This is a genomic window from Lonsdalea quercina subsp. quercina, assembly GCF_000688695.1.
Classification (GTDB): Bacteria; Pseudomonadota; Gammaproteobacteria; order Enterobacterales; family Enterobacteriaceae; genus Lonsdalea; species Lonsdalea quercina_D.
Genome location: NZ_JIBQ01000005.1, coordinates 125234 through 151369, shown reverse-complemented (window position 1 = coordinate 151369; position 26136 = coordinate 125234). Strand labels below are relative to the sequence as shown.

Here is a 26136-nt window from a genome sequence, read left to right as displayed (position 1 = left end):
CCAGCGGAGAAGCGTAGAGAGGCGTAAAGCAGGAAGTTTGATTCAGACATAGCCCGCCATGGCAGCGGGCTATGTCTGGCAGGTTACAGGAGAGGCTGATGCCCTTTTTGCCACCAGCGCAGCATCAGACGTTCCAGCGTCGCACCCGCGCTGCCGGTGAAGCGATCCATCAGACGCTTACGGCGCGAATAGTGCACTGACAGAACGTTATACGTATTCATCTCCGCTATCAGCAAATCGTCGCTGGTGCCAATCGCGTCCACCAGCCCCAACGCTTTCGCCTGAGTACCGAACCAGTGCTCGCCCGTCGCCACCGCATGAATATCCAGACTAGGACGCATTTCACTGACGAAATTTTTAAACAGCTGATGCGTGATATCCAGCTCTTCGCGGAATTTCTCCCGTCCGGCATCGGTGTTTTCACCAAACAGCGTCAGGGTGCGTTTGTATTCACCCGCCGTATGAAGTTCGACATCAATATCGTTGTTTTTCAGCAACCGGTTAAAGTTCGGCAGTTGCGCAACCACGCCGATGGAACCGACGATGGCGAACGGCGCCGCCACAATGCGATCCGCCACGCACGCCATCATGTACCCCCCGCTGGCCGCGACTTTATCCACCGCCACCGTCAGACGAATCCCCTTGTCGCGCAGACGCTGGAGCTGGGAGGCCGCCAGACCATAGCCATGCACCACGCCGCCCGGGCTTTCAAGTCTTAACAGCACTTCATCGTTCTTGCGGGCTACGGCTAACACGGCGGAGATCTCTTCGCGCAGCGAACTGACTTCTGAGGCGTCCATACTGCCGTTGAAGTCAAGCACATACAGGCTAGGTTTGCCGTGCGCCTCCTCGCCGCGCCGGGTGCGCTGCTTCTCAAGCCGGGCTTTCGCCTTTTCCTCTTTCTTATGCTTTTTTTCCAGCGCTTTGCGTTCCGCGTCGCTCAGCGCTGCGCTTTCCATTTCCTGCTGCACGCCGCGGTACTGCTCGCCGAGGTCGATCACCTGCAGCTCGCCGCTTCGCTGACGTTTTCGCTGAGACAGGCCGACGGTCAGCACCACCAGCGCGCCGATGGCGACCACCACGGTCAACGTCTTTGCCAGAAATAATCCATATAAAGCCACTAATTCCACGAATACCGCCTCTTATTCTGTGACGAGCAGGAAACTGACTTTGCCAGCGTTCCTGCTTGGGTTGCATAACATCAGTGTCATAACGTAGCGTATGCCATACGTAATGGCGATGCCTCAGCAATGAAATTCACACTTTCGCTGTTTTTTCCAACGCCCCGCCCGGAAATCGCCCAGTCTGATTGAAAATGCCTATCGTTTCAGGCATAAATCCTCTATTTATNCCTTCCTAAATCGATTTCGGATTCAGGCCGCCTGACGTGGCCGCCAGCAATCCCCCTTCGTTCAGCGTCTGATTTGACGACGGAAAGAGGACATTGACGTGTACTATCAACCTAAAAACGACCTGCTGAAACAACGCATTATTCTGGTGACCGGCGCGGGCGACGGCATCGGACGCGAAGCCGCGCTGACCTATGCCCGCTACGGCGCCCGCCTGGTGCTGCTGGGCCGAACCGAAAGCAAACTGCGCGCCGTGGAGCGGCAGATCCAGGAAGAGTGCGGCGCCCACAGCTATCTCATTCCGTGCGACATGCTAACGGCTACGCCGGATCAATTTCATCAGATCGCGGATGCGCTGAGCCAGGCGATGCCGCGTCTGGACGGCGTCCTGCACAACGCCGGATTGCTGGGGCAGATCGCCCCCATGACGGAACAGTCGATCGACGTTTGGCAACAGGTGATGCAGGTCAACGTAAACGCCACTTTTATGCTGACGCAGGCGCTACTTCCCCTGCTCCTTAAATCGTCCAGCCCTTCACTTGTTTTCACCAGCTCCAGCGTGGGGCGCGAAGGCCGCGCTGGCTGGGGCGCCTATGCCGTCTCCAAATTCGCCACCGAGGGCATGATGCAGGTGCTGGCCGAAGAGTATCGCCATCGTAATTTGCGGGTGAACTGTATCAATCCTGGCGGTACGAGAACATCAATGCGGGCTTCAGCCTTCCCTGACGAAGATCCGGAAAAACTGAAAACGCCAGCGGATATCATGCCGCTCTATTTGTATCTGATGGGCGATGACAGTCGACGTAAGACGGGAATGAGTTTTGATGCCCAACCGAGAAGGAAACCCGGAGCGGCGGAATAACGCAGGCAGACTGAGGCGGTGTGTATAAGAAAGACGTTTCAGAAAAATAAAACGGGATACCGTATTGCGCTGGGTATCCCGTGATAAATCAGCCGTTACGCTTGGAAGGCGGATTACGGCGGCTTGGCGCAGCGCTCACCTGGCTGTGACGTTTCACCGCACGGCGAATCTGATGAGCTTTCATCCGACGACGTTCACGTTCAACCGGCAGTTTGCTCACCGTTTCGGGCGGCAACTGGACTAATTCACGCAGATAGTTGACGTCTTCCAACTTCATTTCAGACCAGCCGCCACGCGGCAGGCTCTTCGGCAGCTGGATGTCGCCGTAACGTACGCGGATCAAGCGGCTAACCTGAACCCCGACGGCTTCCCACAGGCGACGCACTTCGCGGTTACGCCCCTCTGTCAGCGTTACGTTGTACCACTGGTTCATGCCTTCACCGCCCTGATAGCGGATAGTGCGGAACGACGCGGGGCCGTCATCCAACTGTACGCCTTTGCTCAACTGTTTGATTTTATCGTCGTCAACCGAGCCGAAGACACGAACGGCATATTCACGTTCGACTTCGCGGCTAGGGTGCATCAAACGGTTTGCTAACTCGCCGTCGGTGGTGAACAGCAGCAGACCGGAGGTGTTAACATCCAGTCGACCGACCGCGACCCAGCGGGATCCTTGCATTTTAGGCAGGCGGTCAAACACCGTCGGACGACCGTCAGGATCGCTGCGCGTACACAGTTCGCCTTCCGGTTTGTAATACATCAAGACCCGGCATACCGTCTCTTCGGTATCGCGCACCGTCACCACGTGACCGTCGATGCGCACTTTGGTCGCTTGGGTCACTTCGACGCGATCGCCGAGCGTGGCGATTTTACCATCGACGCTAATGCGCCCTGCCTGAATCATTGTTTCGATTTCCCGGCGTGAACCATGTCCTGCACGCGCCAGTACTTTTTGTAGCTTTTCGCTCATTGAGCAACCTCTGAGTGTCGCCTTCACAGGCGTCGGGGGGAGAGATGCACCGGCGTCAAATACGCCCGCGCAAGAAAATTTGCGGCGCGATTATAACCGCATTCGCGCCGAATGTATGCTGAATGTTGCCGATGTGGAACGCGTTAAAGAAACGGGGTGATGTCGCCGGTGCCTTCACGAATTACCTCTGGCGCATCGCCGGTGAGATCGATAACCGTCGTGGGCTGTTGCCCGATGAAGCCGCCGTGAATAATCAGGTCGACCTGCTTGCCGAGATGCTCTTGGATCTCTTCCGGATCGGACTCGGCGAAGTCGTTGCCCGGCAACATTAACGTGGTGGACATCAGCGGCTCGTTCATCGCCGCCAGCAGATCCAGCGCAATGGGGTTTGCCGGAACGCGCAGGCCAAGGGTCTTACGCTTCTCATTCATCAGGCGCCGCGGGACTTCTTTCGTGCCCTTCAGAATGAACGTGTAGTTACCCGGCGTGTTGTTCTTGATGAGCCGAAACGCCGCATTGTCCACGTGTGCGTAAGTGGACAGTTCCGACAAATCGCGGCACATCAACGTAAAGTGGTGACTGCTGTCCAGATGACGAATGCGGCAAATGCGCTCCATCGCCGATTTGTCCTCCAGCTGACAGCCCAACGCATAGCCGGAGTCAGTCGGATAAACAATGACCCCGCCCTTGCGCAAGACGTCGACCGTCTGAGCGATCAACCGCGTCTGCGGATTTTGGGGGTGAATATAGAAAAATTGACTCATGTACCACCTCATCTCTTCAAAACGTGAAATCCGCTACAGCGGCGCTCCGCGCCCGGCGTTTCACGTGCGGCTGACCATCACGCCGTCAGCCCGTCTTTCAATGCCGGATGTTCCCACACCGGTTCCACTCCGCCAGGCAACCACAATTTGCGCCCAAGTTCTATCCAGGCGCAGGGAGAGTGAAAGTCCGAGCCCTGTGATCCCAGCAAATGATAGTCCTGCGCGTAACGTGCCAGCTGCGTACGCTCATCGGGCGCCTGCTGACACTGCGCGACTTCCATCGCGTCGCCCTGACATTCGGCAAAGTGCGCCAGCAGCCGTTTTAGCCACTTGGCGCTAAGCTGATAACGGCCGGGATGCGCCATAACCGCCACCCCGCCGGACTGGTGAATGACGTCGACGGCCTCTTTTATTGTACACCACTGCGGTGGCACATAGCCGGTTTTGCCCTTTGCCAGATAGCGCTTGAACACCTGATTGATCGCCGTGGCCTTCCCCTGCTCAACCAGATAACGGGCAAAATGCCCGCGCGTAATCACGCCGCCAGCCGCGAGACGGGTAGCGCCTTCCAACGCCCCGGCGACCTGTGCTTTTTCCAGCCGGGCCGCAATTTGCTCGGCACGTTGCTGACGATAGTCCGCCTGTTGAGCAAGCAGCGCCACCATCGAGGAATGGTGGGGATCGATCCCCAACCCGACGATATGGATTTCATGATTTTCCCACAGCGTTGACACCTCGACGCCTGCCACCAGTCTCAGCGGCAGCGCCTCGTCCCGAATGGTTTCTCGCGCTTCTGGCAGGCCAGCGGTCGTGTCATGGTCGGTAATGGCTAACACGCCAACCCGCATAGCCACGGCGCGGCGCACCAGTTCGGCGGGCGTTAATCCACCGTCTGAAGCTTGGGTATGACTGTGCAGGTCGTACAGTGGGAATGAAGCTAGGAGGGAAGTTTCTTCTGACACTCAGTGGTATCCATCTCGTCGGACAAAGATAAGTTCAGATGGCATGATGCCATTAATAGCCATAAAAAGGTAAGAAAGATAATCATGGCGATGGTCGCCAAATCCGCAGGCTTCACGACAAATAATTTCTTTTTTGGGTTGACTTACCTATAGCGCTCCAGTTAACTAGTACGCAAGTTCAGTAACGGTATAGAGGCAGACAAATGGTGATGCAATCGAAAAAATACAGTGCAGGTTGGTGGCGCTTATCCCTCTGAGGGCGAATCGATCGCGCATACCCATTATCTGATATGCAGCATCCTTAAGCCCGCTCAAAGCGGGTTTTTTTATGGATAAAAAGAGTGACCATCATGCCAAAGACAAAACCAGAAATTGAATTACTGCGCGCCAAGTCAGAATACCGAAACGATCCGAGCGCGATTTTTCATCAGCTGTGCGGCGCCAGGCCCGCCACGCTGTTACTGGAGTCCGCCGAGGTCGACAGTAAGCTGAATTTGAAGAGTCTGCTGATCGTAGACAGCGCCCTGCGTATCACCGCCCTGGGAACGCAGGTTTCGGTTCAGGCGCTGACCGCCAATGGCGCATCACTCCTGCCGTTACTGGATCGCGCGCTGCCGCAGGACGTTATCGTTGAAGCTCGTCCGAACAGCCGCGAGCTGACCTTTCCGGATATCAACGCGATGCAGGATGAAGATGCTCGCCTGCGCTCGTTATCCGCTTTTGATGCATTACGGCAGCTGCTGACGCTGGTAAGTTGTCCGGACAATGAACGTGACGCCATGTTCTTCGGCGGCTTGTTCGCTTATGACCTGGTGGCCGGCTTCGAGACGCTCCCCCCGCTTAACCAGCAGCAGCGTTGCCCGGATTACTGTTTCTATCTCGCCGAGACCCTGCTGATTGTCGACCACCAGCATCAGACGACTCATTTGCAGGCGAGTCTGTTCACGCCGAATGGCGACGAGCGTCAGCGCTTGGAACAGCGTCTTGAACAGTTGCAGCACCAGATGACCCAGCCCGCGCCTGCGCTGCCTCGCCAGCACGTTGACAGCATGACGCTCGATTGTAATCAGAGCGACGAAGATTTCGGCGATGTCGTCAGACAGATGCAGCAAGCCATCAAACTGGGCGAGATTTTTCAGGTGGTGCCATCGCGCCGGTTTTCTCTGCCATGCCCTTCCCCGCTGGCGGCGTATCAGACGCTGAAAGAAAACAATCCAAGTCCCTATATGTTCTATATGCAGGATCAGGACTTCACGCTGTTCGGCGCCTCGCCGGAAAGCGCGCTCAAATATGATGCCGCGAGCCGCCAGATTGAAATTTATCCCATCGCGGGAACCCGCCCGCGCGGCCGCCGCGCTGATGGATCGCTGGATCGGGACCTGGATAGCCGCATCGAGCTGGAAATGCGTACCGACCATAAAGAGCTGGCGGAACACTTGATGCTGGTCGATCTGGCGCGTAATGATTTGGCGCGCATCTGCGAACCTGGTAGCCGCTATGTCGCCGACCTCACCAAAGTCGACCGCTACTCCTTCGTCATGCATCTTGTCTCCCGCGTGGTAGGTGAGCTGCGCGCCGACCTGGACGTCTTGCACGCTTACCGCGCCTGCATGAATATGGGTACGTTGAGCGGCGCGCCTAAAGTCCGCGCCATGCAGCTGATTGCCGAGAGCGAAAAAACGCGACGCGGCAGCTACGGCGGCGCCGTCGGCTATTTCACCGCCCGCGGTGATCTGGATACCTGCATCGTTATCCGCTCGGCCTATGTAGAAGACGGCATCGCCACCATACAGGCGGGAGCCGGTGTCGTGCTGGATTCCGACCCTCAGGCTGAAGCCGATGAAACCCGCAATAAAGCTCGCGCCGTTTTGCGCGCCATCGCCAGCGCCCATCACGCCAAGGAGGTGTTCTGATGGCTGATATCCTGTTACTCGATAATATCGACTCGTTTACCTACAACCTGGTCGATCAACTGCGTGCCAGCGGCCATCATGTGGTGGTGTATCGCAACATCATGTCGGCGGATACGATTGTCGATCGCTTAAAACTGATGGAACAGCCGGTGCTGATGCTGTCCCCGGGACCGGGCACCCCTGCCGATGCCGGGTGCATGCCGGAACTCCTACAGCGGCTGCGGGGTCATTTACCGATTATCGGCATCTGCCTGGGGCATCAGGCGATCGTCGAAGCCTACGGCGGCCACGTAGGTCAGGCCGGAGAAATCTTGCACGGCAAAGCGTCCAGCATCGAACACGATGGACAGGCCATGTTCAGCGGATTGAGTAACCCGCTGCCGGTTGCCCGCTATCATTCTCTGGTGGGCAGCGATATTCCCGCAACGTTGACCGTTAACGCACATTTTAACGAGATGGTCATGGCCGTTCGCCACGATCAGGATCGCGTCTGCGGCTTCCAGTTTCATCCGGAATCTATTCTTACCGCCCATGGTGCCCGCTTACTGAATCAAACGCTGGAATGGGCTCTGGCATAAATTAGCAAGGACAGGACAATGCAAACCTTACTTCAAAAGCTTTACTCTGCAAAAACGTTGAGCCGAGAGGAAAGCCAGCAGCTGTTCGCGGCAATCATCCGCAATGAGCTGGAACCTTCTCAGTTGGCTGCCGCGCTGATCAGCATAAAAATTCGCGGCGAAACGCCGGATGAAATCGCTGGCGCAGCCAGCGCGCTGTTGCAAGACGCGCAGCCATTTCCGCGCCCGGATTATCCGTTTGCCGATATCGTTGGGACGGGCGGCGATGGCACCAACAGCATCAATATCTCCACCACAAGCGCCTTCGTCGCCGCCAGCTGTGGCGCAAAGGTGGCCAAACACGGTAGCCGCAGCGTCACCAGCCGTTCCGGCTCTTCTGATTTGCTGGCCGCCTTCGGCATTCAGTTGGATATGTCGCCGGAAGCGTCGCGCAACGCGTTGGACGAACTGGGCGTTTGCTTCCTGTTCGCGCCGCAGTACCACTCAGGCTTTCGTCATGCGGCGCCCGTTCGCCAGCAGTTGAAGACGCATACGCTGTTCAATGTGTTGGGCCCTTTGAGCAACCCGGCGCGTCCGCCGCTGGCGCTGATCGGCGTTTACAGTCCGGACCTGGTGAAACCTATCGCGGAAACGCTGAAGCTGCTCGGCTACCAGCGCGCCGCCGTCGTTCACGGCTGCGGGATGGATGAAGTCGCGATCCACGGACCGACTCAGGNAGCGGAGCTGCGTGACGGTGATATTGACACCTACGAGCTGACTCATCGGGATTTCGGGCTGGAAACCTACCCGATTTCGGCGCTGACCGGCGGCTCCCCAGAAGAAAATCGGGACATGATCGCTCGCCTGCTTCAAGGGAAAGGGGCACCGGCGCACAACGCCGCCGTTGCAGCCAACGTCGCACTGCTGTTAAAAGTATTTGGGCAGGAGAACCTGGTGCAAAATGCGCAGCAGGCATTGGAAGTGATACACAGCGGTCAGGTTTATCAGCGTGTGAAAGATCTGGCGGCCAGAGGACAGTAAAAAATGCAGGATACCGTGTTAACCAAAATCGTTCGCGACAAGGCTGAATGGCTTGCACAACGCCGTCAGCAGCAGCCGCTGGCGGACTTTCAGTCACAGATAGTACCCAGTCAGCGCAGCTTTTATCAGGCGCTGAAGCAAACACGACCGGCATTCATTCTGGAATGCAAAAAAGCCTCGCCCTCGAAAGGACTGATTCGTGAAGATTTCGATCCGGCGGCGATAGCGCAGGTTTATAAAGAGTACGCGTCCGCGATTTCTGTTTTAACGGATGAAAAATACTTTCAGGGCAATGTCGAGTTTTTGACCCGAGTCAGCGCCGCTGTTCACCAGCCCGTGCTGTGCAAAGATTTTATTATCGATCCTTATCAGATCTATCTAGCTCGCTATTATCAGGCCGATGCGATCCTGCTGATGCTTTCCGTGCTGGACGACAGCCAATATCAGACGTTGGCCGAGGTGGCGCACAGCCTGAAAATGGGCGTTCTGACCGAAGTGAGCAACCCGGAAGAACTGGAGCGGGCGATTGCCTTGAAGGCTCAGGTCGTCGGCATCAATAATCGCGATCTGCGCGATCTGTCCATCGATCTTAATCGCACCCGAACGCTGGCGCCGCAGCTTCCGCCGGACGTCACCGTTATCAGCGAATCCGGCATCAGTCGCTATGCGCAGATTCAGGCGCTGAGCCGCTATGCCGACGGCTTCCTCATCGGCAGTTCGCTGATGTCGGAGTCCGACCTCGCCATGGCCGTTCGCCGGGTGATTCTGGGCGACAACAAGATCTGCGGGTTGACCCGGGCGGAAGACGCACAGACCGCCTATCAGGCTGGAGCCGTCTACGGCGGTTTAATCTTCGTCGAGTCGTCGCCGCGCAGCATCACTTTACAGCAAGCTTCTGACGTGATGGCCGGTGCGCCGCTGCGCTATGTCGGCGTATTCCGCAATGCGCCGTTAAGCGACATCGCCACCGCAGCCCACGAACTCAGACTAACGGCGGTACAGTTGCATGGCGACGAAGATGCGGCTTACATCGCGACGCTGCGTCAACAACTGCCGACCGACTGTCAGATCTGGCAGGCCGTCAGCGTCGGTGAATCCCTGCCCACCCTTGACCGCCCCCATGTTGATCGCATTGTGTTGGATAACGCGCAAGGCGGCAGCGGTAAGGCGTTCAACTGGCAAGTATTGGAAGGCGCTAAGCTGGATAACGTGCTGCTGGCCGGCGGGATCTCCCCTGATAACGCTGATCGGGCCGCCACGTTCGGCTGTGCCGGGCTGGACATGAACTCCGGCGTGGAGTCACAGCCAGGCATCAAAGATGCGCGGAAAATCCAGGCGATATTCAAAACGCTAGGCACAGCGCAACAGAATCGTACTTCATTGCATAAATAAGACAGGCTGATTATGACATTACTCAATCCTTACTTCGGTGAGTTCGGCGGGCAATACGTCCCTCAGATTTTGGTCCCAGCCCTGCGTCAGCTTGAAGAGGCTTTCGTCAGCGCACAGCGCGATCCCGAGTTCCAGACGGAATTCGTCGACTTACTGAAAAACTATGCGGGGCGGCCGACCGCGCTGACCCTTTGTAAAAACCTGACGGCAGGCACCCGCACCAAACTGTATTTAAAGCGCGAAGATCTGCTGCACGGCGGCGCGCACAAAACCAATCAGGTGCTGGGTCAAGCGCTGCTGGCCAAGCGCATGGGCAAAACGGAGATCATCGCGGAAACCGGCGCCGGACAGCATGGCGTGGCGACAGCACTGGCCTGCGCGCTGCTGGGCCTGAAATGTCGCGTGTATATGGGCGGCAAAGACGTCGAGCGTCAATCCCCCAACGTGTTCCGCATGCGGCTGATGGGGGCGGAAGTGATCCCGGTGCACAGTGGCTCGTCCACGCTGAAAGATGCCTGTAATGAAGCGATGCGCGACTGGTCCGGTAATTATGACAAGGCGCACTATCTATTAGGCACGGCGGCCGGTCCGCACCCGTTCCCGACCATCGTGCGTGAATTCCAGCGCATGATTGGTGAAGAAACCAAAGCGCAGCTGCTGGAGCGTGAAGGACGGCTGCCGGATGTCGTGCTGGCCTGCGTGGGCGGCGGATCCAACGCCATCGGTATGTTCGCCGACTTTATCGACGAACCGTCCGTTAAACTCATCGGCATCGAACCCGCCGGGCATGGCATCGAGAGCGGAGAGCACGGCGCGCCGCTGAAACATGGGCGTACCGGCATTTACTTTGGGATGAAATCGCCGATGATGCAGACGGCGGACGGCCAAATTGAGGAGTCCTACTCTATCTCCGCCGGGCTGGACTTCCCGTCTGTCGGACCTCAGCACGCCTACCTCAATAGCATTGGCCGCGCCGACTACGTGTCGATTACCGATGATGAAGCGCTGGACGCGTTCAAAGCGCTGTCTCGTCATGAGGGCATCATTCCTGCGCTGGAATCCTCCCATGCGCTGGCTCAAGCGCTGAAAATCATCCAGGCCGATCCCGACAAAGAGCAAATCTTGGTCGTCAACGTATCAGGCCGCGGCGACAAAGACATTTTCACAGTACACGACATTTTGAAAGCTCGGGGAGAGGTGTAATGGAACGCTATAACGCACTGTTTCGACGTCTAGCAGAGAAAAAAGAAGGCGCTTTTGTTCCCTTCATTACGCTCGGCGATCCCTCCCCTGAGATGTCTCTGCGCATCATCGATACGCTGGTGGGATCCGGCGCTGATGCGCTGGAGTTGGGGATCCCCTTTTCCGACCCGCTGGCGGATGGCCCGACCATTCAGGGCGCGAATCTGCGCGCATTAAAAGCGGGCGTCACGCCGGATCACTGTTTTGATATTCTGGCGGCGGTGAGACAGAAGTATCCGCATCTGCCCATCGGGCTGCTCATGTACGCCAATCTGGTGTTCAATAACGGCATCGAAGCCTTCTACGAGCGCTGCGCGCAGGCCGGGGTGGACTCCGTACTGGTGGCGGATGTCCCGCTGGAAGAGTCGGCGCCGTTCCGCACTGCGGCGATGCGCCATGAAGTCGCGCCGATTTTCATCTGTCCGCCTAACGCGGATGACGATCTGCTGCGCGAGATTGCCTCGTTCGGTCGCGGCTATACTTACCTGCTTTCGCGTGCCGGCGTGACCGGTTCGGAAAATCGGGCTGAGCTACCGCTAAATCATCTCATCGACAAATTAACCGAGTATCATGCGGCGCCGCCTCTGCAGGGTTTTGGTATCTCTGAGCCTGCTCAGGTGGAGCTATCGCTCAAAGCCGGCGCCGCCGGGGCGATTTCCGGTTCCGCCATCGTGAAAATCATCGAACAACACCAGCAGCAACCGGAAGCGATGCTGAAACACCTGGGCGAATTTGTCAGCCGCATGAAAGCAGCGACTCGCCTGCCGGGTTAAGCGACAGCGCATTTCCCTCCGCGGGTAAGCCTGACGCCAGGGCGACGTTAAATACGTCGCCCTGATTTTATTCCTTAAACACGCCCTCCTGGGACCTTCGCCCAATCACCCCATCACCAATCGCTTGATTCGCTGACCGTTATGATGCTGAACCCAAACGGATTAACAGCGATAGCCGCAAAAACAGATACTGCATTTTCTCGGCTTTCTTTACTTTTTCGCCTTGCTAAACACTACATTGAAGGCCAGCGGTGATGAGTTCCAATGCCCTGCCAACGGCAGCGATGCTTTCACCCGCCCCCGTCCGGGCGCCCACTGAGCTGCTGATATCGTGCAGATACAGAACGTGCTTTGCACAAAAATCCCCCTGCCCAACGACCCGATTCTGCAGTAGATTTTTATTCTTAACCCAAATTTCAGCGGTCAAAGACCGTGGGGTCCTTCGATGGCAGATTCGATGGTAGAAAGCGTGAATCCGTGTATGCAGTGCGGCGCCTGCTGCGGTTATTTTCGCGTGTCGTTTTATTGGGCCGAAGGCAATGATGCCGGGGGGCCGGTTCCGGTTGAGCTGACTGAGCCTTTGACGCCGTTCTTGCGTTGCATGCAGGGCACCAACAGCAAGAGCCCGCGCTGTTCGGCGTTGGACGGCGCTATCGGCGAGTCCGTTAGCTGTCGCATCTATGCCAATCGCCCTTCTCCCTGCCGTGAATTCGCGGCTTCCGGCGAAAATCAGCGCCCGAATGACGCTTGCGATCGGGCGCGAGCACACTACGGCATGCCGCCGCTGACACTTAGCGATGTCATCCCGCAAGCGGAAGAAAGTTTGGAATAAAAAGAATTAGATAGTTGAGGTCGCTGTCGGGGTGCCACTGTCTTGCCGAACCGGTTACAATTAGCGATTAACGACTGAGTTTTATCGCTAACCTTTTTGCCAAGGAGTTGTCATGCCTATCACGGCCAGTGCATTGTACCGTGACACAATGAATTTCACGCGTAACCAATTCGTCAGCATCCTGCTGCTGTCGCTGTTGGCCTCGCTTATTACCGTGGTTTTGGGGCATCTGTTTACTCCGGGAAGTGAACAACTGCAAATACTCAACGATTCGAATATCGATCTCTCCGCGGGCGAACAGCTGGGGCTTAGCGATCTCATTCAGCAAATGTCTCCCGAACAGCAGATCGTATTGCTGAAAGCGTCCGCGGCGGGCACGTTTGCCTCGCTGGTCGGCAATACGCTGCTAGTGGGTGGATTGCTGCTGCTGATTCAGATGGTGTCCGCTGGCACGCCCACCAGCGCGTTGCGGGCGATCGGCGCATCCCTGCCGATCTTGCCTCGGCTCCTGCTATTGATCCTCATCTGCACGCTGCTGATTCAGTTAGGCATGCTGTTTCTGATCGTACCGGGAGTTTTGTTGGCCATCGTCCTCAGTTTATCGCCGGTGATCAGCGCTACGGAAAAGCGCGGTGTATTCACCTCCATGCGCCAAAGCAGCAAACTGGTCTTCGCCAACTTCCGCGTCACCGCCCCGGCCGTACTGCTGTGGCTGGTCGCTAAAGTGGTATTGCTGCTGCTGGTTGCGCGCTTGCCCTTGGCGGCGCCTACCGTGATGGCTATCGTCATCAATGGCCTGAGCAACTTTATCTCCGCACTGCTGCTCATTTATCTGTTCCGTCTCTATATGCTGCTGCGTAACTGAGACCGGCCCGTCCTCTCGGCGACCCGCCTCTGCGTACGATTGTAATTTTCTGCAAATTATTACGATCTGACAGACGTATTCACATCGGGAGCGGCGATAATACGCATTGAGCGCCAGCCTCAGGCTGGCTTTCATCAATGCACCTTAAGTATGGAATCCCTTGATGAAGCAACTTCTTGATTTTCTTCCCCTGGTCGTCTTTTTCGTTTTTTATAAGCTTTACGACATCTATGTCGCCTCCGGCGCGCTGATTGCGTCAACGGCCCTGGCTCTGGTAGTCAGCTGGTTTATCTACCGCAAAATTGAAAAAATGATGCTGGTCACGTTTGCGATGGTGACCCTGTTCGGGACGCTTACGCTGGTCTTCCATAATGACGAGTTCATTAAATGGAAAGTGACTGTGATTTACACCCTGTTTGCATTGATCCTGCTGGTCAGCCAGTTCGTCATGAAGAAAAACGTGATTCAACAAATGCTGGGAAAAGAGATCACCTTACCGCAACAGGTCTGGGCGCGAATCAATGTCGCCTGGTCCGTGTTTTTCTTCCTCTGCGGACTCGCGAATGTGTATGTTGCCTTCAGGCTGCCGCAAAGCACCTGGGTAAACTTCAAAGTTTTTGGATTGACCGGTGCCACATTGGTATTTACCTTACTCTGCGGGGTCTACCTCTACCGCCATTTACCCGCAGACAAGAAAGCGGCGGAAGATAATAGCGAGAACGACCACCATCCTTGAATTTTAACAACACCTTACCTGGATGATGTATTGAACCATTTATGAGCAACCAAGACTTTTTGCCCCATGGGGAGCTGGTGCTACGCACCCTGGCGATGCCTGCCGATACCAACGCCAACGGCGATATTTTCGGTGGCTGGATTATGTCGCAGATGGATATCGGCGGCGCCATTCTGGCTAAAGAAATCGCTCACGGACGTGTGGTTACCGTACGTGTCGACGGCATGACCTTTTTAAAACCGTTAGCGGTGGGTGATGTGGTTTGCTGCTATGCACGCTGCCTAAAAACCGGGCGTAGCTCCATTAACATCAACGTTGAAGTCTGGATAAAGAAAGTATCTTCCGAACCTATCGGACAACGTTATCGCGCGACGGAAGCGTCATTTACCTACGTTGCGGTGGATGAGGCGGGAAAATCACGGGAATTGCCCGAAGGGAAAAGCTACTTTACAGCAGAAAACCTTTAGTTAAACGACGGGCACCCTCAGGTGCCCGTTTTGCATAACCTCTCGCGACGTGCAGATATCAGTTCTTGCACTACTCCATCGCCGCCCCGCCATTAATTTTAAAGACGATCGTCACCACAAGATTGTTCGATGGCTTGTTCTCTTCATATCGCCATTTCCGCATTGCCTGCCGAATGTCACGCTCGAACATATTCTTCGGTTCAGCCGACAGAATACGGATATCGCTGACGCGCCCTGAACCATCGATATCAAATTGAACTTTCACCCGGCCTTCCACGCGCAGGGCAAAGGCCCGAGCCGGATATTCCGGCTGAGAGCGGCTCAGAGGCCGCGGGCCGCTTGCGGGCGCGCTGGCGACGGGCGCCTGACGCACCGGCGCATTATTAGGCGCCTTCGTGGGTTCGTTGCTGGTGAAAGGCGACGCCTTCGGCTCTTCGACAGGCTTCGGGTTTTCCTTTTTCTTCACCGGCTTGGGTTTCGGCTGCGGCTTGGGCTTCGGTTTAGGCTGTGGCTTAGGTTCAGGCACCGCGACGGGAACCGGCACAGGCTCCGGCGGCTGAACTTCGGGCTCTGGCTCGGGTTCAGGCTGCGGCTCCGGCGCGCTTTCCGGCTGGGGCGCAGGAGCGGCATCGACCGGCGCCGGTGCGACCAGGGTCATAGTGATAGGTTGCTGCGCCTGCTGCACTGTCGCCGAGCGATTAAGCGAAGCATAAAGTATGGCTGCGACTAAAGACCCGTGAAATGCCACGGAAACGATCACAGGCCATGAATAACGGCGGGTAAGGAAATTCTTTTTTTGCGGCATAGTATTACGGTGTCCTCTCAGGCCGCATCAAGTTTAAATGCAAATAGCAATCATATTCAACATGAAGCCTTCCAATTGTAAAAATAAACCCAAATCCAGAAACATTCATTTGCAAACTCAAGGGGTTGCCCTTCTCCTGACATATCGTAAGATGAACAAACAAACCGCTTCCCGACAATGATAGAGGTCAATATGTTCTATGTTATCTTTGCAACTGACGCAGCAAACACCTTAGAGAAACGTCAGGCGTCGCGTCCGGACCATCTTGCTCGCCTGCAAACATTGCGCGATCAGGGCCGTCTGCTGACCGCAGGGCCGCTACCGGCCATAGACAGCAACGATCCGGGCAGCGCCGGTTTTACCGGCTCGGTCGTCATTGCCGAATTCCCTTCTCTGGCGGAAGCCAAAAGCTGGGCAGATGCCGATCCTTATGTCGCCGCCGGCGTGTATCAGCAGGTTATCGTGAAACCGTTTAAACAGGTGTTCTAATCGGCTAACGCATCTCACATAAAAGATAAAAATCCCACAACGCTGATGAACAACGGCTCCGAGCCGACGCAATCCAGCCTGTGGGATACCTCCTTTCTCATCTTTCTTCTCCACGCTTTTAATATTCCAGTTGCTCGCCACCGCGCGGCGTTAAGCACATCAATAAGTGACAGCGTCACGAACTGCGTTATAAGAATGATTCTCCGCATTCGAATTTACCGCAGAAGCAGGCCCATCCCATCGACAAAAGCCGGTGCATCACGCCCCCGCCGAGGCTAACTTTCTGAAATAATTTGGTCATTAATCAATGGTACGTTGGCGAGACTTATCATGTTTGATTGAAGAGATCGTTCATCATGGCAGCGCGCCTATCGCAACGTATTGGGCTTCTCCGGACACTGTCCCAGTTCCGACCCAGTTTTCTTTCCGGCTTAATCTTTATCATCGGCTTATTCTCGATATTGCAGCTGCTGTCCATTGGCGCTCTTTCGCAAACCGTGACTCAGGTGAAACAAGGCAGTCACACTCAGGTAGTTCAGGGGCAACAGCAAGCGTTGATGGATCAAACGCGGATGGAGATCATGAACGCCAGCGATAAACTCAATCGGGCGGGCATTTATCTGCTTTATGACAAGGAGAGCGGCTCTGTCGGCAGCTGGCAGAGCCTGATGGAGGAAGCCGAAACTTCATTAAAACTCGCGAAATCGCACTACCAACAGTTGTTGAGCGTCGTACCTTCCGACCAACGAGACTCCGCTTTTTCCGAGTTGACCGCTCACTACCAGCAGCTTTACGACGGCCTGGTTGAATTGGCGCAAGGCATCAAACAGACCAATGAAATTGATATCTTCTTCGCGGTGCCGATTCAGGCCTACCAGAATATGTTTACCCAGAGTTATGCCCGCTATCTCAAGGACAGCGATCGGCGCCAGCAACAAACTTCCCTGCGATTGATTAGTCAGTTAGACCGTACGCAGACCGTGTTCGTCGCGGTGCTTGCCGCCCTCCTGGTGATTGCGGCGCTGGTATGGATCGGCGTGACTCGCCTGTTCGTCCGGCCGCTGTCCCATATCCACCAGCATCTCCAACGCATTGCCGCGGGTGACCTCTCTCAACCGCTGACGCAAAACGATCGCACCGCACGAGAAGTTCACCAGTTGAGCCAAAGCATCACCGTGATGCAATCCGGGCTTGTAACGTTGGTCGGTCAAGTGCGCGAGGGCATGGAAACCATGCTGGCTCACGTTGCTCAGGCCAATGACGATAACCAAAAGCTATCGATACAGGCCGAATACCAGTTCAAAGCACTGAGCGCGGCAACAGAGCACGTCGAAGAACTCAACCAACACTTGGAAAACCACGAGCGACAGACACAACAAGCCAGCAGACACGCCGAAGAGACCAGTCATATCGCAGGGAAAGGCGAAAAAATGATGAGCGACGTCAAGGACGCCATGCGCGCGATATCCGAACGCAGTCAGCAAATGACCGATGTCATCAGCCTGATCGACAACGTCGCCTTCCAGACACATATTCTGTCGCTGAACGCGGCAATCGAGGCGGCGCGGGCGGGCGTTCAAGGGCGAGGTTTTGCGGTGGTGGCACGTGAAATCGGCACGCTGGCGTCACAAAGCAGCCATTCGGCGCAGAACATCAACGCCCTGATTAGTCAGTCAGATCAGAGCGTCGCCAGCGGGGCGCAACGGGTAAATCAACTCAACGACAGTTTGCAGAATATTCTCTGCGCCGCGAGAGAGACGAGCGCCTTTCTGAATGAGATAACGGCGATTGCGCAGCAGCAAAACCACAGCATTCACCAAGTCACCCATCGTATCGGCTCGTTAAATGAATCGGTAAAGCAGAATGCCGGCCAGGTCACCGCATCCGCTCACACCTTCTCGTTGTTATTACAACAGGCGGCGCAGTTGAACAGTGCGGTTTCCCTATTCCAACTGCCCGAGTCCTCGCGGAATGAGGACGGAGCCTCCGTCCCTATCGCCTCCTTATTGTCAAACGCCGTTGAGATTCCGTCTCGCGCCAGCGTGAAGATAGCCAACGATGCGTCAAAACTACGGCTTAAGGGTGGCGTTGTGTCGGTAAAAAAACCAATTGCGTCAGTGGATTACCATTCATAAGTGACAGCATAAAGCAGCGCTCGGCGCTGTTTCTTTTGCTGTAAGTACCGGGCGGAGTGGATATGACGATAGCTGCGGGATTGGGCCTCGAGCCAGCGGCGGCGGCGGCGCTGAACCTGGCGCTGCATACGCCAGCGGCTGACTTCATTAGGGCTGCGTTTCATGGAGAGACTCTTTTTGTCAGGAAGCGGAACGCCGCACATTATACCTCCCTGTCCACAGCATCCAAGTCGCCTTTGCGTTTTTAGGCCCCTATTGCCGTCATACGTCGCCTATTCTATTCAGACGCAAGACATTTCCTCTTTCGGTAAACTATGCGTACACTTTGCTGATAAGCATTCGCTGAAGGGAACGGTGCGCTTTGCCATGACAACTTTTTATGCGGTACTAAGCTGGATGTTGGTATTCAGCTATTGGCTATTAATCGCCAGCGTCACGCTGCGCATCTTGATGAAACGACGGGCTGTTCCCTCCGCCATGGCCTGGCTGCTGGTCATTTATATCCTTCCGCTTTTCGGCATCGTCGCCTATCTCTCTTTCGGCGAATTGCACCTGGGTAAACAACGCGCCGAGCGCGCACGCAAAATGTGGCCCTCCACCGCCAAGTGGCTGCAAGAACTCAAGAGCTACAGCCGTATTTTCGCCACGGAAAATAGCGAAGTGGCGAACGCCTTATTCCAACTCTGCGAGCGTCGCCAGGGCATTGCTGGCGTCAAAGGCAACCAGCTACAGCTCATCACCTCATTTCCAGACACCATCAAAGCGCTGGTGCGCGACATCGAACTTGCGCGTAATAACGTTGAAATGGTGTTTTATATCTGGCAACAGGGCGGACTTGTCGATGAAGTCATGGCTGCGTTGCAGGCGGCAGCAAAACGTGGCGTCCACTGCCGCATTCTGCTGGACTCCGCTGGCAGCAGAACCTTCCTGCGCAGCGCCTATCCAGACATTCTACGCACCTCCGGGATCCAGGTGGTCGAAGCGTTGAGGGTGAATATTTTTCGTGCGTTCCTGCGCAGGATGGATTTGCGCCAGCACCGTAAGGTGATTCTGATCGATAACCGCATCGCTTATACCGGCAGTATGAACATGGTCGATCCTCGCTACTTCAAGCAGGATGCCGGCGTCGGCCAATGGATCGACCTGATGGTGCGCGCCGAGGGGCCTGCCGCAACCACCATGGGGGTGATTTACAGCTGCGACTGGGAGATGGAAACCGGCAAGCGCGTGCTTCCGCCGCCGCCGGACGTTAACATCATGCCATTTGAGCAAGAGAGCGGTCATACCATTCAGGTGATTGCCTCCGGGCCTGGCTACCCAGAAGATATGATTCATCAGGCGCTTCTCACCTCGGTGTACGCCGCGCGCCGCCGACTGATCATGACGACGCCCTACTTCGTACCGAGCGACGATTTGCTGCATGCCATCTGTACCGCGGCGCAGCGAGGGGTCGATGTCAATATTATCGTGCCGCATAAAAACGATTCGGTGCTGGTGGGATGGGCCTGCAAGGCCTTTTTCAGCGAATTGCTCAGCGCCGGCGTGAAAATCCATCAGTTCCAGGGCGGACTGCTACACACCAAGAGCGTGCTGGTCGACGATCAGCTGTGTTTGGTCGGCACCGTCAATCTCGACATGCGTAGCCTGTGGCTCAATTTTGAAATTACGATGGTGATTGACGATGCGGACTTCGGCAACGATTTGGCCTGTGTTCAGGACGACTATATCGCCCGTTCACGCCTGTTGGATGAAGGAAAATGGCAAAGAAGGCCCTATTGGCAACGCATTGTGGAGCGTCTGTTCTACTTTTTCAGCCCGCTGCTGTAAACCCCGTGTCCTTCATGGTCTAATAACACGCCTTGTGGATGAATAGGACTGTCTCATGGATTTAAATAACCGCCTGACCGAAGATGAAGCGCTGGAACAGGCATACGACATCTTTCTAGAGTTAGCGCCGGATAATCTCGACCCCGCCGACGTCTTGCTGTTTAACCTGCAGTTTGAAGAGCGCGGCGGCGCCGAACTGTTCGACCCGGCGGAAGACTGGCAGGACCACGTCGATTTCGATCTGAATCCAGACTTCTTCTGCGAAGTCGTCATTGGTCTGGCCGAGAGCGAAGATGCGGAAATCAATGATGTGTTCGCCCGAGTGCTGATTTGCCGCGAAAAAGACCATAAGCTTTGCCACATCCTGTGGAAAGCGTAATTCACTCTTCAGTTGTCTTTCCGGCCTGAACCCGGCCGCCAACATCGCCGCGCGGCTAAGTAAGCCCCCTAGCCTGTTCTGTGTCATGGCAGACTGTCGTAGGGTTCCAGACTCTCCTCATATGCAAGGAGAGTCTGGAGTAGATGCGGGATGGATGCCGTGTTACGGCAACGGTTCCACTTTCAGACAAGACACCGCGTGCTCGCTCCCGCCCTCTAATTGCGGACGTGTTTGACTGCACTCGGGACCGACCATCGGACAACGTGTACGGAATACGCAGCCTGACGGCGGATTGATGGGCGATGGCAGATCCCCTTCCAGCAATTGAATCGGCTTATTGCGCTCTTTGTCCGGATCCGGGATCGGCACAGCAGACATCAGCGCCCGGGTGTAGGGATGCAGCGGATTGCGATATAACGCACTGTCCGTCCCCAGTTCCACCGCATGTCCCAGGTACATGACCAAAACGCGATCGGAAATATGCTTCACCACGGAAAGGTCATGAGCGATGAATATCAGCGCTAGCCCCATTTCCCGCTGTAATTGCTGCAGCAGGTTCACAACCTGCGCCTGAATAGACACATCCAGCGCGGAAACCGGTTCATCGCAGATAATCAGCTTCGGCTGCAAAATAAGCGCCCGGGCAATGCCGATGCGTTGGCATTGCCCGCCGGAAAACTCATGAGGATAGCGGTTGATATGACTTGGCAGGAGTCCGACCTTGTTCATCATCGCCTTGACCCGCTCTTTGACCTCAGCTCGCGAAAGCCCTGGACGATAGGTTTTCAGCGGTTCGGCGATGATTTCACCCACCGTCATACGAGGGTTCAGCGACGCCAGCGGGTCCTGAAATATCATCTGGATATCGCTGCGCACGTCATGCCATTGTTTGTCGCTGAATCCTTGGAGATCCTGACCCAGCCAGCTGATTCTGCCTCCTCGGGCCTTGACCAGCCCGATGATGGTCCGCGCTAACGTCGATTTGCCGCAGCCGGACTCCCCCACGATGCCCAGCGTTTCTCCTTCATAGAGACGAAAAGAGACGCCGTCCACCGCTTTTAATTTTTTGGGCGGCTGCCAGAACCACTGTTGTTCGCTGCGCACATCGAAATAGACTTTCAGGTCCTCGACCTCAAGCAGCGTTTTACGTTGTTCCATCGAATTCATAGCGCCACCTCCTCAACACGACGGAAGCAGGCGCGCATCCGCCCTTTCTCAAACTCAGTCAACATCGGTGTTTGCTCACAATCCGGCTGGGAGTATGGACAACGCGGCTGGAAAGGACATCCCTGCGGCAAACGGAGTAAGTTCGGCGGATTACCGGGGATTGTCGCCAGCACCTCATTCTCCACGTCCAGCCTAGGAATTGCATTCAGCAGCCCTACTGAATAAGGATGCGTGGGCGTATAAAAAATGTCGCGCGCGGAACCATATTCCATTGTTCGCCCGGCATACATGACCAACACCTTGTCGCAGATCCCGGCAACCACGCCCAGATCGTGAGTGATCATAATAATAGCCGTATTGAACTCTCGCTGTAGCTCACCCAGCAGCGTCATGATCTGCGCCTGAACGGTGACATCCAACGCCGTCGTCGGCTCATCGGCGATCAGCAGTTTAGGGCGACACAGTAAGGCCATGGCAATCATGACGCGCTGGCGCATCCCACCGGAAAACTCGTGCGGAAACATACGCATTCGCTTTTTCGCTTCCGGCATTTTCACCGCGTCCAGCATGGCTACAGACTGAGCGAACGCATCGCTTTTACTCAGTTTTTTGTGCAGCATCAGGACTTCCATTAGCTGCTCGCCTACGCGCATATAAGGGTTAAGGGATGTCATCGGGTCCTGAAAGATCATGGCGATCTCTCGGGCGCGCAGGCGATTGAGCTGGCGTTCCGGCAGGTTCAGTATCTCGCGGCCATCAAACCGCGCGGAACCGCTCACCTTTCCGTTGGCCGCCAGCAGCCCCATGAGGGCAAAAGCAGTCTGCGACTTTCCTGAGCCAGATTCGCCCACAATGCCGAGCGTTTCGCCCGCAGAGAGTGAGAAGTTGAGATCATTCACGGCCGTGGCCGCGCCATCCTGCGTATTAAAGACAACCCGCAGGTCGTTTACGCTTAGCAGCGGTTCGCGGGGTTGTGTCGTTATCGTCATCGCGCCTCTCCTCAGCGGTCTTTCGGGTCGAGGGCGTCACGTAAGCCATCGCCGATAAAGTTGAAACAGAACAAAGTGACCACCAGGAAACCTGCCGGGTAGAACAGCAACCAGGGCGCGACCTCCATCGAATTGGCGCCGTCGTTCAAGAGCGAGCCCCAGCTGCTCATAGGCTCTTGCGTCCCCAGCCCCAGAAAACTCAGGAAGGATTCAAACAGAATCATGCTGGGCACCAGCAGCGAGGCATACACCACCACCACGCCCAAAACGTTCGGAACGATATGCCTGAGAACGATGCCGCGCGTCGACACTCCGCCGACCAGCGCCGCCTCGATAAACTCTTTGCGTTTGAGACTCAGCGTCTGACCCCGGACGATACGCGCCATGTCCAGCCAAGACACCATACCGATGGCCACGAAGATAAGCAGCATGTTCTGCCCAAAAAACGTCACCAGTAGGATCACGAAAAACATAAAAGGAAATGAGTTAAGAATCTCCAAAATACGCATCATGACCGAGTCAACGGCACCGCCCATGTAGCCGGACAACGCCCCATACAGCGTGCCCACGACTACCGCGACCAGCGCTGCAGCCACACCCACCATCAGCGATACCCGACCGCCGACGGCCACGCGGACCAGCAAATCGCGCCCTGAAGAGTCTGTACCGAAATAGTGTCCGCTCGCCATATCTGGCGCGGCCGACATCATGTTCCAATCCGTATCGGCATAGTTAAACGAGGAAAACTGCGGTGCGATGACCACAAACAGCGTGATCAGCAGCAGTAACAAAAGGCTGCTCAGCGCTGCGCGGTTGTGAATGAAGCGACGACGCGCGTCTTGCCATAAACTGCGGCCTTCGACGTCCAGCTGTTCGCTAAAGCGGTCCAACGCGTCCCGATTTTTTTTATTCCAAAACATCTGCGCCTCGACTTAATAGCGAATCTTGGGATCGATTACCGCGTACAGCACGTCAATAATCGCGTTAAACAGGATGGTCAGCGCCCCAACCAGAATGGTCAGGCTGAGCACCAGCGAATAGTCTCGGTTCTGCGCGCCATTCACGAATAGCTGACCGATGCCGGGCAGGCCGAAAATCGTCTCGATGACCATCGATCCCGTGATGATGCCGACGAATGCCGGCCCCAGGTATGACAACACCGGCAGCAGCGCCGGTTTCAGGGCGTGGCGCAAGATGATCTTGCGCATGGGCAATCCTTTGGCGCGCGCGGTGCGAATGAAGTTTGAGTGCAAAACTTCGATCATCGAGCCGCGTGTAATGCGGGCGATACTGGCAATATAAGAGAGTGAAAGCGCCACCATCGGCAAAATGAGGTATCTGGGCGCCCCGCCGTTCCAGCCGCCGCCCGGCAACCATTGAAGCGTGATGGCGAAAACCAGTACCAGCAGCGGAGCAACGACGAAGCTTGGGATTACCACGCCCGTCATCGCAAATCCCATCACCGTAAAGTCCCATTTCCCGTTCTGGTTTAACGCAGCCACCACACCGGCGGTGACGCCCAGAATGACCGCCAGCAGAAACGCCGCGGCGCCCAGCTTGGCCGACACAGGAAAGGCGCGAACCACCAAGTCATTCACTGAATAGTCTTTGTACTTGAACGAAGGCCCGAAATCCCCGTGCGCCAGCTGAACCAAATAGTGGCCATACTGCGTCAGGATGGGATCGTTCAGATGGTATTTAGCCTCAATATTGGCCATCACTTCCGGCGGAAGGTTGCGTTCGCCGGTGAAAGGACTACCGGGCGCGAGCCTCATCATGAAGAAAGAGAGGGTAATCAGCACGAAGAGTGTCGGTATCGCTTCCAGACACCGACGCAGAATAAATTTAAGCATGGATCTTACCTATCAAACCGGTCAAAAAGCGGTTCTTATTATTGCAAGACTGCCGCCCAACCTGGCGCGGCAGCAATGAACTTAATGTTTGATGATGTACAGATCTTTGACTTTGACATAGTCCAGCGGATCTTTCCCGGTCAGTCCTCCAACGTACGGTTTGACCAACCGCAGATTGGCGTAGTAGTAGATCGGCGCGATTACCGCATCCTTATCCAGCTGTTGCTCCGCCTGCTGATAAAACGCAGCTCGCTCGGCATCGGTTTTCGCCGCCAGCGCTTTATCCATCAACTGGTCGAACTGCGGACTGTTGTAGTGGGAGGTATTACTGCTGCTGTTGGATACCATGCTGTTCAAGAACCCAGAGGGCTCGTTGTAATCCGCACACCAGCCGCCCCGCGCCAGGTCATAATTGCCCTGATGGCGGTTATCAAGGAAGGTTTTCCATTCCTCATTTTCTAGTTTTACGTTAACGCCGATGTTGCTTTTCCATATGGACGCCGCCGCAATCGACATTTTCTTATGCAAATCGGAAGTGTTGTACAAGAGAGTGAACGTCAGGGGTTTTTGCGCGCTGTAGCCGGCTTCGGCCAGTAGTTTTTTCGCTTCTTCGTTACGTTTCTGCTGGGACCAGCTCGCCCACTCCGGTTTAGCGATCGTGATCCCGTCAATGTAAGGCGGGGTATAACCATAGGCGGGGATATCGCCCTGATTTTTCACCTTGTTGGTCAAAATGACCTGGTCAAGTCCCAGACGGAGCGCATTACGCACTCTGACATCGTTAAACGGCGCCTTCTGGTTATTGATTTCAAAATAATAAGTGCACAAATAAGGATCGGCGTGGACTTCGTTCGGGATCTCTTTTTTCAGTTTTTGGAACAGTTCAATCGGAAGGTAGTTGTACGTCATGTCAATTTCACCGCTGCGGTAACGATTGACGTCGGTCACTTCGGAGGTGATAGGCAGATAGGCGACCTTGTTGATGACGGTGTGCGTGTTGTCCCAATAATTGGGATTTCGTTCGAGAACCAGCTTCTCATTCACCACCCACTCTTTCAGCTTATAGGCGCCGTTACCCACCCAATTCGCAGGTTGCGTCCATTTTTCGCCGAATTTTTCGACGGCTTTTTTGTATACCGGAAAAGTCGCAGGGTAGACCAGCAGTTTATAAAAATACGGCACTGGCTGACTCAACGTAACCTGCAGGGTGTGATCGTCTATCGCCTTAACGCCCAACGTCTCTGTCGGTTTTTTACCGGCAACCACATCGTCGATATTCACAATGTGACCAAATTGCAGGTACGAGGCATAAGGCGATGCCGTTTTAGGATCGGTCACTCGACGCCAGCTATACACAAAATCCTCGGCTGTAACCGGGTCGCCGTTTGACCAACGGGCATCCTTTCGCAGATGAAAGGTCCAGACCGTGAAGTTCTGGTTATCCCAGCTTTCCGCCACGCCTGGGATGATCTTCCCATCCGGATCGGTGTTAACCAACCCTTCGAGCAGGTCGCGAGACACGTTGGTCTCTGGCACGCCTTCGATTTTATGCGGATCGAGCGACGCAACTTCCGCGCCGTTATTGCGCACCAGCTCCTGTTTCTCCGCCAGTTGCACACCGGGAGGAATCACGGCAGCCCAACTTGACATGGATATCGATGCGCTAAAAATTCCTAGTGCCGTCATCACCCACCGCGGTTTTGATTTGTGTTTTGCCATTGTTGTTTTTGCTCCTGTTTTTTTTTCATTGCACAACGTCGACTCAGG

General features: G+C 55.5%; 24 protein-coding genes, 1 pseudogene and 1 other annotated feature. Of the genes and pseudogenes, 14 read left to right on the top strand and 11 right to left on the bottom strand.

Annotated features, from left to right (window positions below):
* Positions 1 to 83: 83 nt before the first annotated feature.
* The gene (gene sohB / locus SB13_RS05785; protein ID WP_026739444.1) at positions 84 to 1130 is read right to left on the bottom strand and encodes a protease SohB; all 1047 of its coding nucleotides are present in this window, start codon (positions 1128 to 1130) and stop codon (positions 84 to 86) included.
* Between the two features lie 319 nt (positions 1131 to 1449).
* Here sohB and SB13_RS05780 point away from each other — a divergent pair, with 319 nt between their 5' ends.
* On the top strand, positions 1450 to 2211 hold the full coding sequence (locus tag SB13_RS05780) for a YciK family oxidoreductase (protein ID WP_026739443.1): 762 nt from the start codon (positions 1450 to 1452) through the stop codon (positions 2209 to 2211).
* A gap of 88 nt (positions 2212 to 2299) precedes the next feature.
* Here SB13_RS05780 and rluB read toward each other — a convergent pair whose 3' ends face one another.
* The 3 genes from rluB to rnm all read right to left on the bottom strand — a co-directional run bounded on the left by rluB (position 2300) and on the right by rnm (position 4907).
* Positions 2300 to 3181 carry a 23S rRNA pseudouridine(2605) synthase RluB gene (rluB, locus tag SB13_RS05775; protein ID WP_026739442.1) on the bottom strand — a complete coding sequence of 294 codons (882 nt, stop codon included), beginning with the start codon at positions 3179 to 3181 and terminating at the stop codon, positions 2300 to 2302.
* Positions 3182 to 3324: 143 nt separating this feature from the next.
* Complete coding sequence (locus SB13_RS05770; RefSeq protein WP_026739441.1) at positions 3325 to 3945, bottom strand: L-threonylcarbamoyladenylate synthase; 621 nt, start codon at positions 3943 to 3945, stop codon at positions 3325 to 3327.
* Between the two features lie 77 nt (positions 3946 to 4022).
* A complete protein-coding gene (gene rnm, locus SB13_RS05765) occupies positions 4023 to 4907 on the bottom strand; it encodes an RNase RNM (protein ID WP_026739440.1) in 885 nt (294 codons plus the stop codon).
* Between the two features lie 230 nt (positions 4908 to 5137).
* Positions 5138 to 5237 (top strand) — a sequence feature (Trp leader region).
* A 20-nt stretch (positions 5238 to 5257) separates the two neighbouring features.
* Between rnm and SB13_RS05760 the strand changes: the two genes are divergently transcribed.
* The 9 genes and pseudogenes from SB13_RS05760 to yciA all read left to right on the top strand — a co-directional run bounded on the left by SB13_RS05760 (position 5258) and on the right by yciA (position 14725).
* On the top strand, positions 5258 to 6820 hold the full coding sequence (locus tag SB13_RS05760; protein WP_036150224.1) for an anthranilate synthase component 1: 1563 nt from the start codon (positions 5258 to 5260) through the stop codon (positions 6818 to 6820).
* Positions 6820 to 8418: pseudogene (gene trpD, locus SB13_RS17915) on the top strand (bifunctional anthranilate synthase glutamate amidotransferase component TrpG/anthranilate phosphoribosyltransferase TrpD). Before SB13_RS05760 ends, trpD begins: the two are co-directional and overlap by 1 nt.
* A 3-nt stretch (positions 8419 to 8421) precedes the next feature.
* Positions 8422 to 9810: a bifunctional indole-3-glycerol-phosphate synthase TrpC/phosphoribosylanthranilate isomerase TrpF gene (trpCF, locus tag SB13_RS05745; RefSeq protein WP_026739436.1), complete on the top strand. Its 1389-nt coding sequence runs from the start codon at positions 8422 to 8424 to the stop codon at positions 9808 to 9810.
* 9 nt (positions 9811 to 9819) lie between these two features.
* On the top strand, positions 9820 to 11013 hold the full coding sequence (gene trpB / locus SB13_RS05740; protein WP_200872289.1) for a tryptophan synthase subunit beta: 1194 nt from the start codon (positions 9820 to 9822) through the stop codon (positions 11011 to 11013).
* Positions 11013 to 11825 (top strand): tryptophan synthase subunit alpha, encoded by an 813-nt coding sequence (gene trpA / locus SB13_RS05735; RefSeq protein ID WP_026739434.1) that lies wholly within the window; start codon positions 11013 to 11015, stop codon positions 11823 to 11825. The genes trpB and trpA overlap by 1 nt, the downstream gene beginning before the upstream one ends.
* A gap of 457 nt (positions 11826 to 12282) precedes the next feature.
* A complete protein-coding gene (locus SB13_RS05730; RefSeq protein WP_026739433.1) occupies positions 12283 to 12657 on the top strand; it encodes a YkgJ family cysteine cluster protein in 375 nt (124 codons plus the stop codon).
* A 112-nt stretch (positions 12658 to 12769) separates the two neighbouring features.
* Positions 12770 to 13522 carry a YciC family protein gene (locus SB13_RS05725; protein ID WP_026739432.1) on the top strand — a complete coding sequence of 251 codons (753 nt, stop codon included), beginning with the start codon at positions 12770 to 12772 and terminating at the stop codon, positions 13520 to 13522.
* 163 nt (positions 13523 to 13685) lie between these two features.
* Positions 13686 to 14258, top strand: coding sequence for a septation protein A (locus SB13_RS05720; RefSeq protein WP_026739431.1), 573 nt, complete (start codon positions 13686 to 13688; stop codon positions 14256 to 14258).
* 41 nt (positions 14259 to 14299) lie between these two features.
* Positions 14300 to 14725, top strand: a complete 426-nt coding sequence (yciA, locus tag SB13_RS05715; protein ID WP_026739430.1) for an acyl-CoA thioester hydrolase YciA — start codon at positions 14300 to 14302, stop codon at positions 14723 to 14725.
* A 70-nt stretch (positions 14726 to 14795) separates the two neighbouring features.
* Here yciA and tonB read toward each other — a convergent pair whose 3' ends face one another.
* Entirely contained in the window at positions 14796 to 15530 is a 735-nt protein-coding gene (gene tonB / locus SB13_RS05710) for a TonB system transport protein TonB (RefSeq protein ID WP_026739429.1), read from the bottom strand.
* Positions 15531 to 15722: 192 nt separating this feature from the next.
* On the opposite strand from tonB, the gene SB13_RS05705 reads away from it, so the two are divergent.
* Together SB13_RS05705 and SB13_RS05700 are read left to right on the top strand one after the other, a co-directional pair.
* Positions 15723 to 16019 (top strand): YciI family protein, encoded by a 297-nt coding sequence (locus tag SB13_RS05705; RefSeq protein ID WP_026739428.1) that lies wholly within the window; start codon positions 15723 to 15725, stop codon positions 16017 to 16019.
* A 356-nt stretch (positions 16020 to 16375) separates the two neighbouring features.
* Positions 16376 to 18154 (top strand): methyl-accepting chemotaxis protein, encoded by a 1779-nt coding sequence (locus SB13_RS05700; RefSeq protein ID WP_072000211.1) that lies wholly within the window; start codon positions 16376 to 16378, stop codon positions 18152 to 18154.
* Here SB13_RS05700 and SB13_RS17735 read toward each other — a convergent pair.
* The gene (locus SB13_RS17735) at positions 18142 to 18318 is read right to left on the bottom strand and encodes a YciY family protein (protein WP_152545799.1); all 177 of its coding nucleotides are present in this window, start codon (positions 18316 to 18318) and stop codon (positions 18142 to 18144) included. The two genes, SB13_RS05700 and SB13_RS17735, sit on opposite strands and share 13 nt — an antisense overlap.
* A gap of 202 nt (positions 18319 to 18520) precedes the next feature.
* Between SB13_RS17735 and cls the strand changes: the two genes are divergently transcribed.
* Positions 18521 to 19981 carry a cardiolipin synthase gene (gene cls / locus SB13_RS05695; protein WP_026739427.1) on the top strand — a complete coding sequence of 487 codons (1461 nt, stop codon included), beginning with the start codon at positions 18521 to 18523 and terminating at the stop codon, positions 19979 to 19981.
* Between the two features lie 55 nt (positions 19982 to 20036).
* Positions 20037 to 20360 carry an HI1450 family dsDNA-mimic protein gene (locus SB13_RS05690; RefSeq protein WP_026739426.1) on the top strand — a complete coding sequence of 108 codons (324 nt, stop codon included), beginning with the start codon at positions 20037 to 20039 and terminating at the stop codon, positions 20358 to 20360.
* A 162-nt stretch (positions 20361 to 20522) separates the two neighbouring features.
* Here the strand turns inward: SB13_RS05690 and oppF are convergent, their stop codons facing one another.
* The 5 genes from oppF to oppA all read right to left on the bottom strand — a co-directional run bounded on the left by oppF (position 20523) and on the right by oppA (position 26055).
* Positions 20523 to 21527, bottom strand: a complete 1005-nt coding sequence (oppF, locus tag SB13_RS05685) for a murein tripeptide/oligopeptide ABC transporter ATP binding protein OppF (protein WP_026739425.1) — start codon at positions 21525 to 21527, stop codon at positions 20523 to 20525.
* Positions 21524 to 22516: an ABC transporter ATP-binding protein gene (gene oppD, locus SB13_RS05680; protein ID WP_026739424.1), complete on the bottom strand. Its 993-nt coding sequence runs from the start codon at positions 22514 to 22516 to the stop codon at positions 21524 to 21526. Before oppD ends, oppF begins: the two co-directional genes overlap by 4 nt.
* 11 nt (positions 22517 to 22527) lie before the next feature.
* Complete coding sequence (gene oppC, locus SB13_RS05675) at positions 22528 to 23436, bottom strand: oligopeptide ABC transporter permease OppC (RefSeq protein WP_026739423.1); 909 nt, start codon at positions 23434 to 23436, stop codon at positions 22528 to 22530.
* Positions 23437 to 23448: 12 nt separating this feature from the next.
* Positions 23449 to 24369, bottom strand: a complete 921-nt coding sequence (gene oppB, locus SB13_RS05670) for an oligopeptide ABC transporter permease OppB (RefSeq protein ID WP_026739422.1) — start codon at positions 24367 to 24369, stop codon at positions 23449 to 23451.
* 81 nt (positions 24370 to 24450) lie between these two features.
* Positions 24451 to 26055 (bottom strand): oligopeptide ABC transporter substrate-binding protein OppA, encoded by a 1605-nt coding sequence (oppA, locus tag SB13_RS05665; RefSeq protein ID WP_026739421.1) that lies wholly within the window; start codon positions 26053 to 26055, stop codon positions 24451 to 24453.
* Positions 26056 to 26136 lie beyond the last annotated feature (81 nt).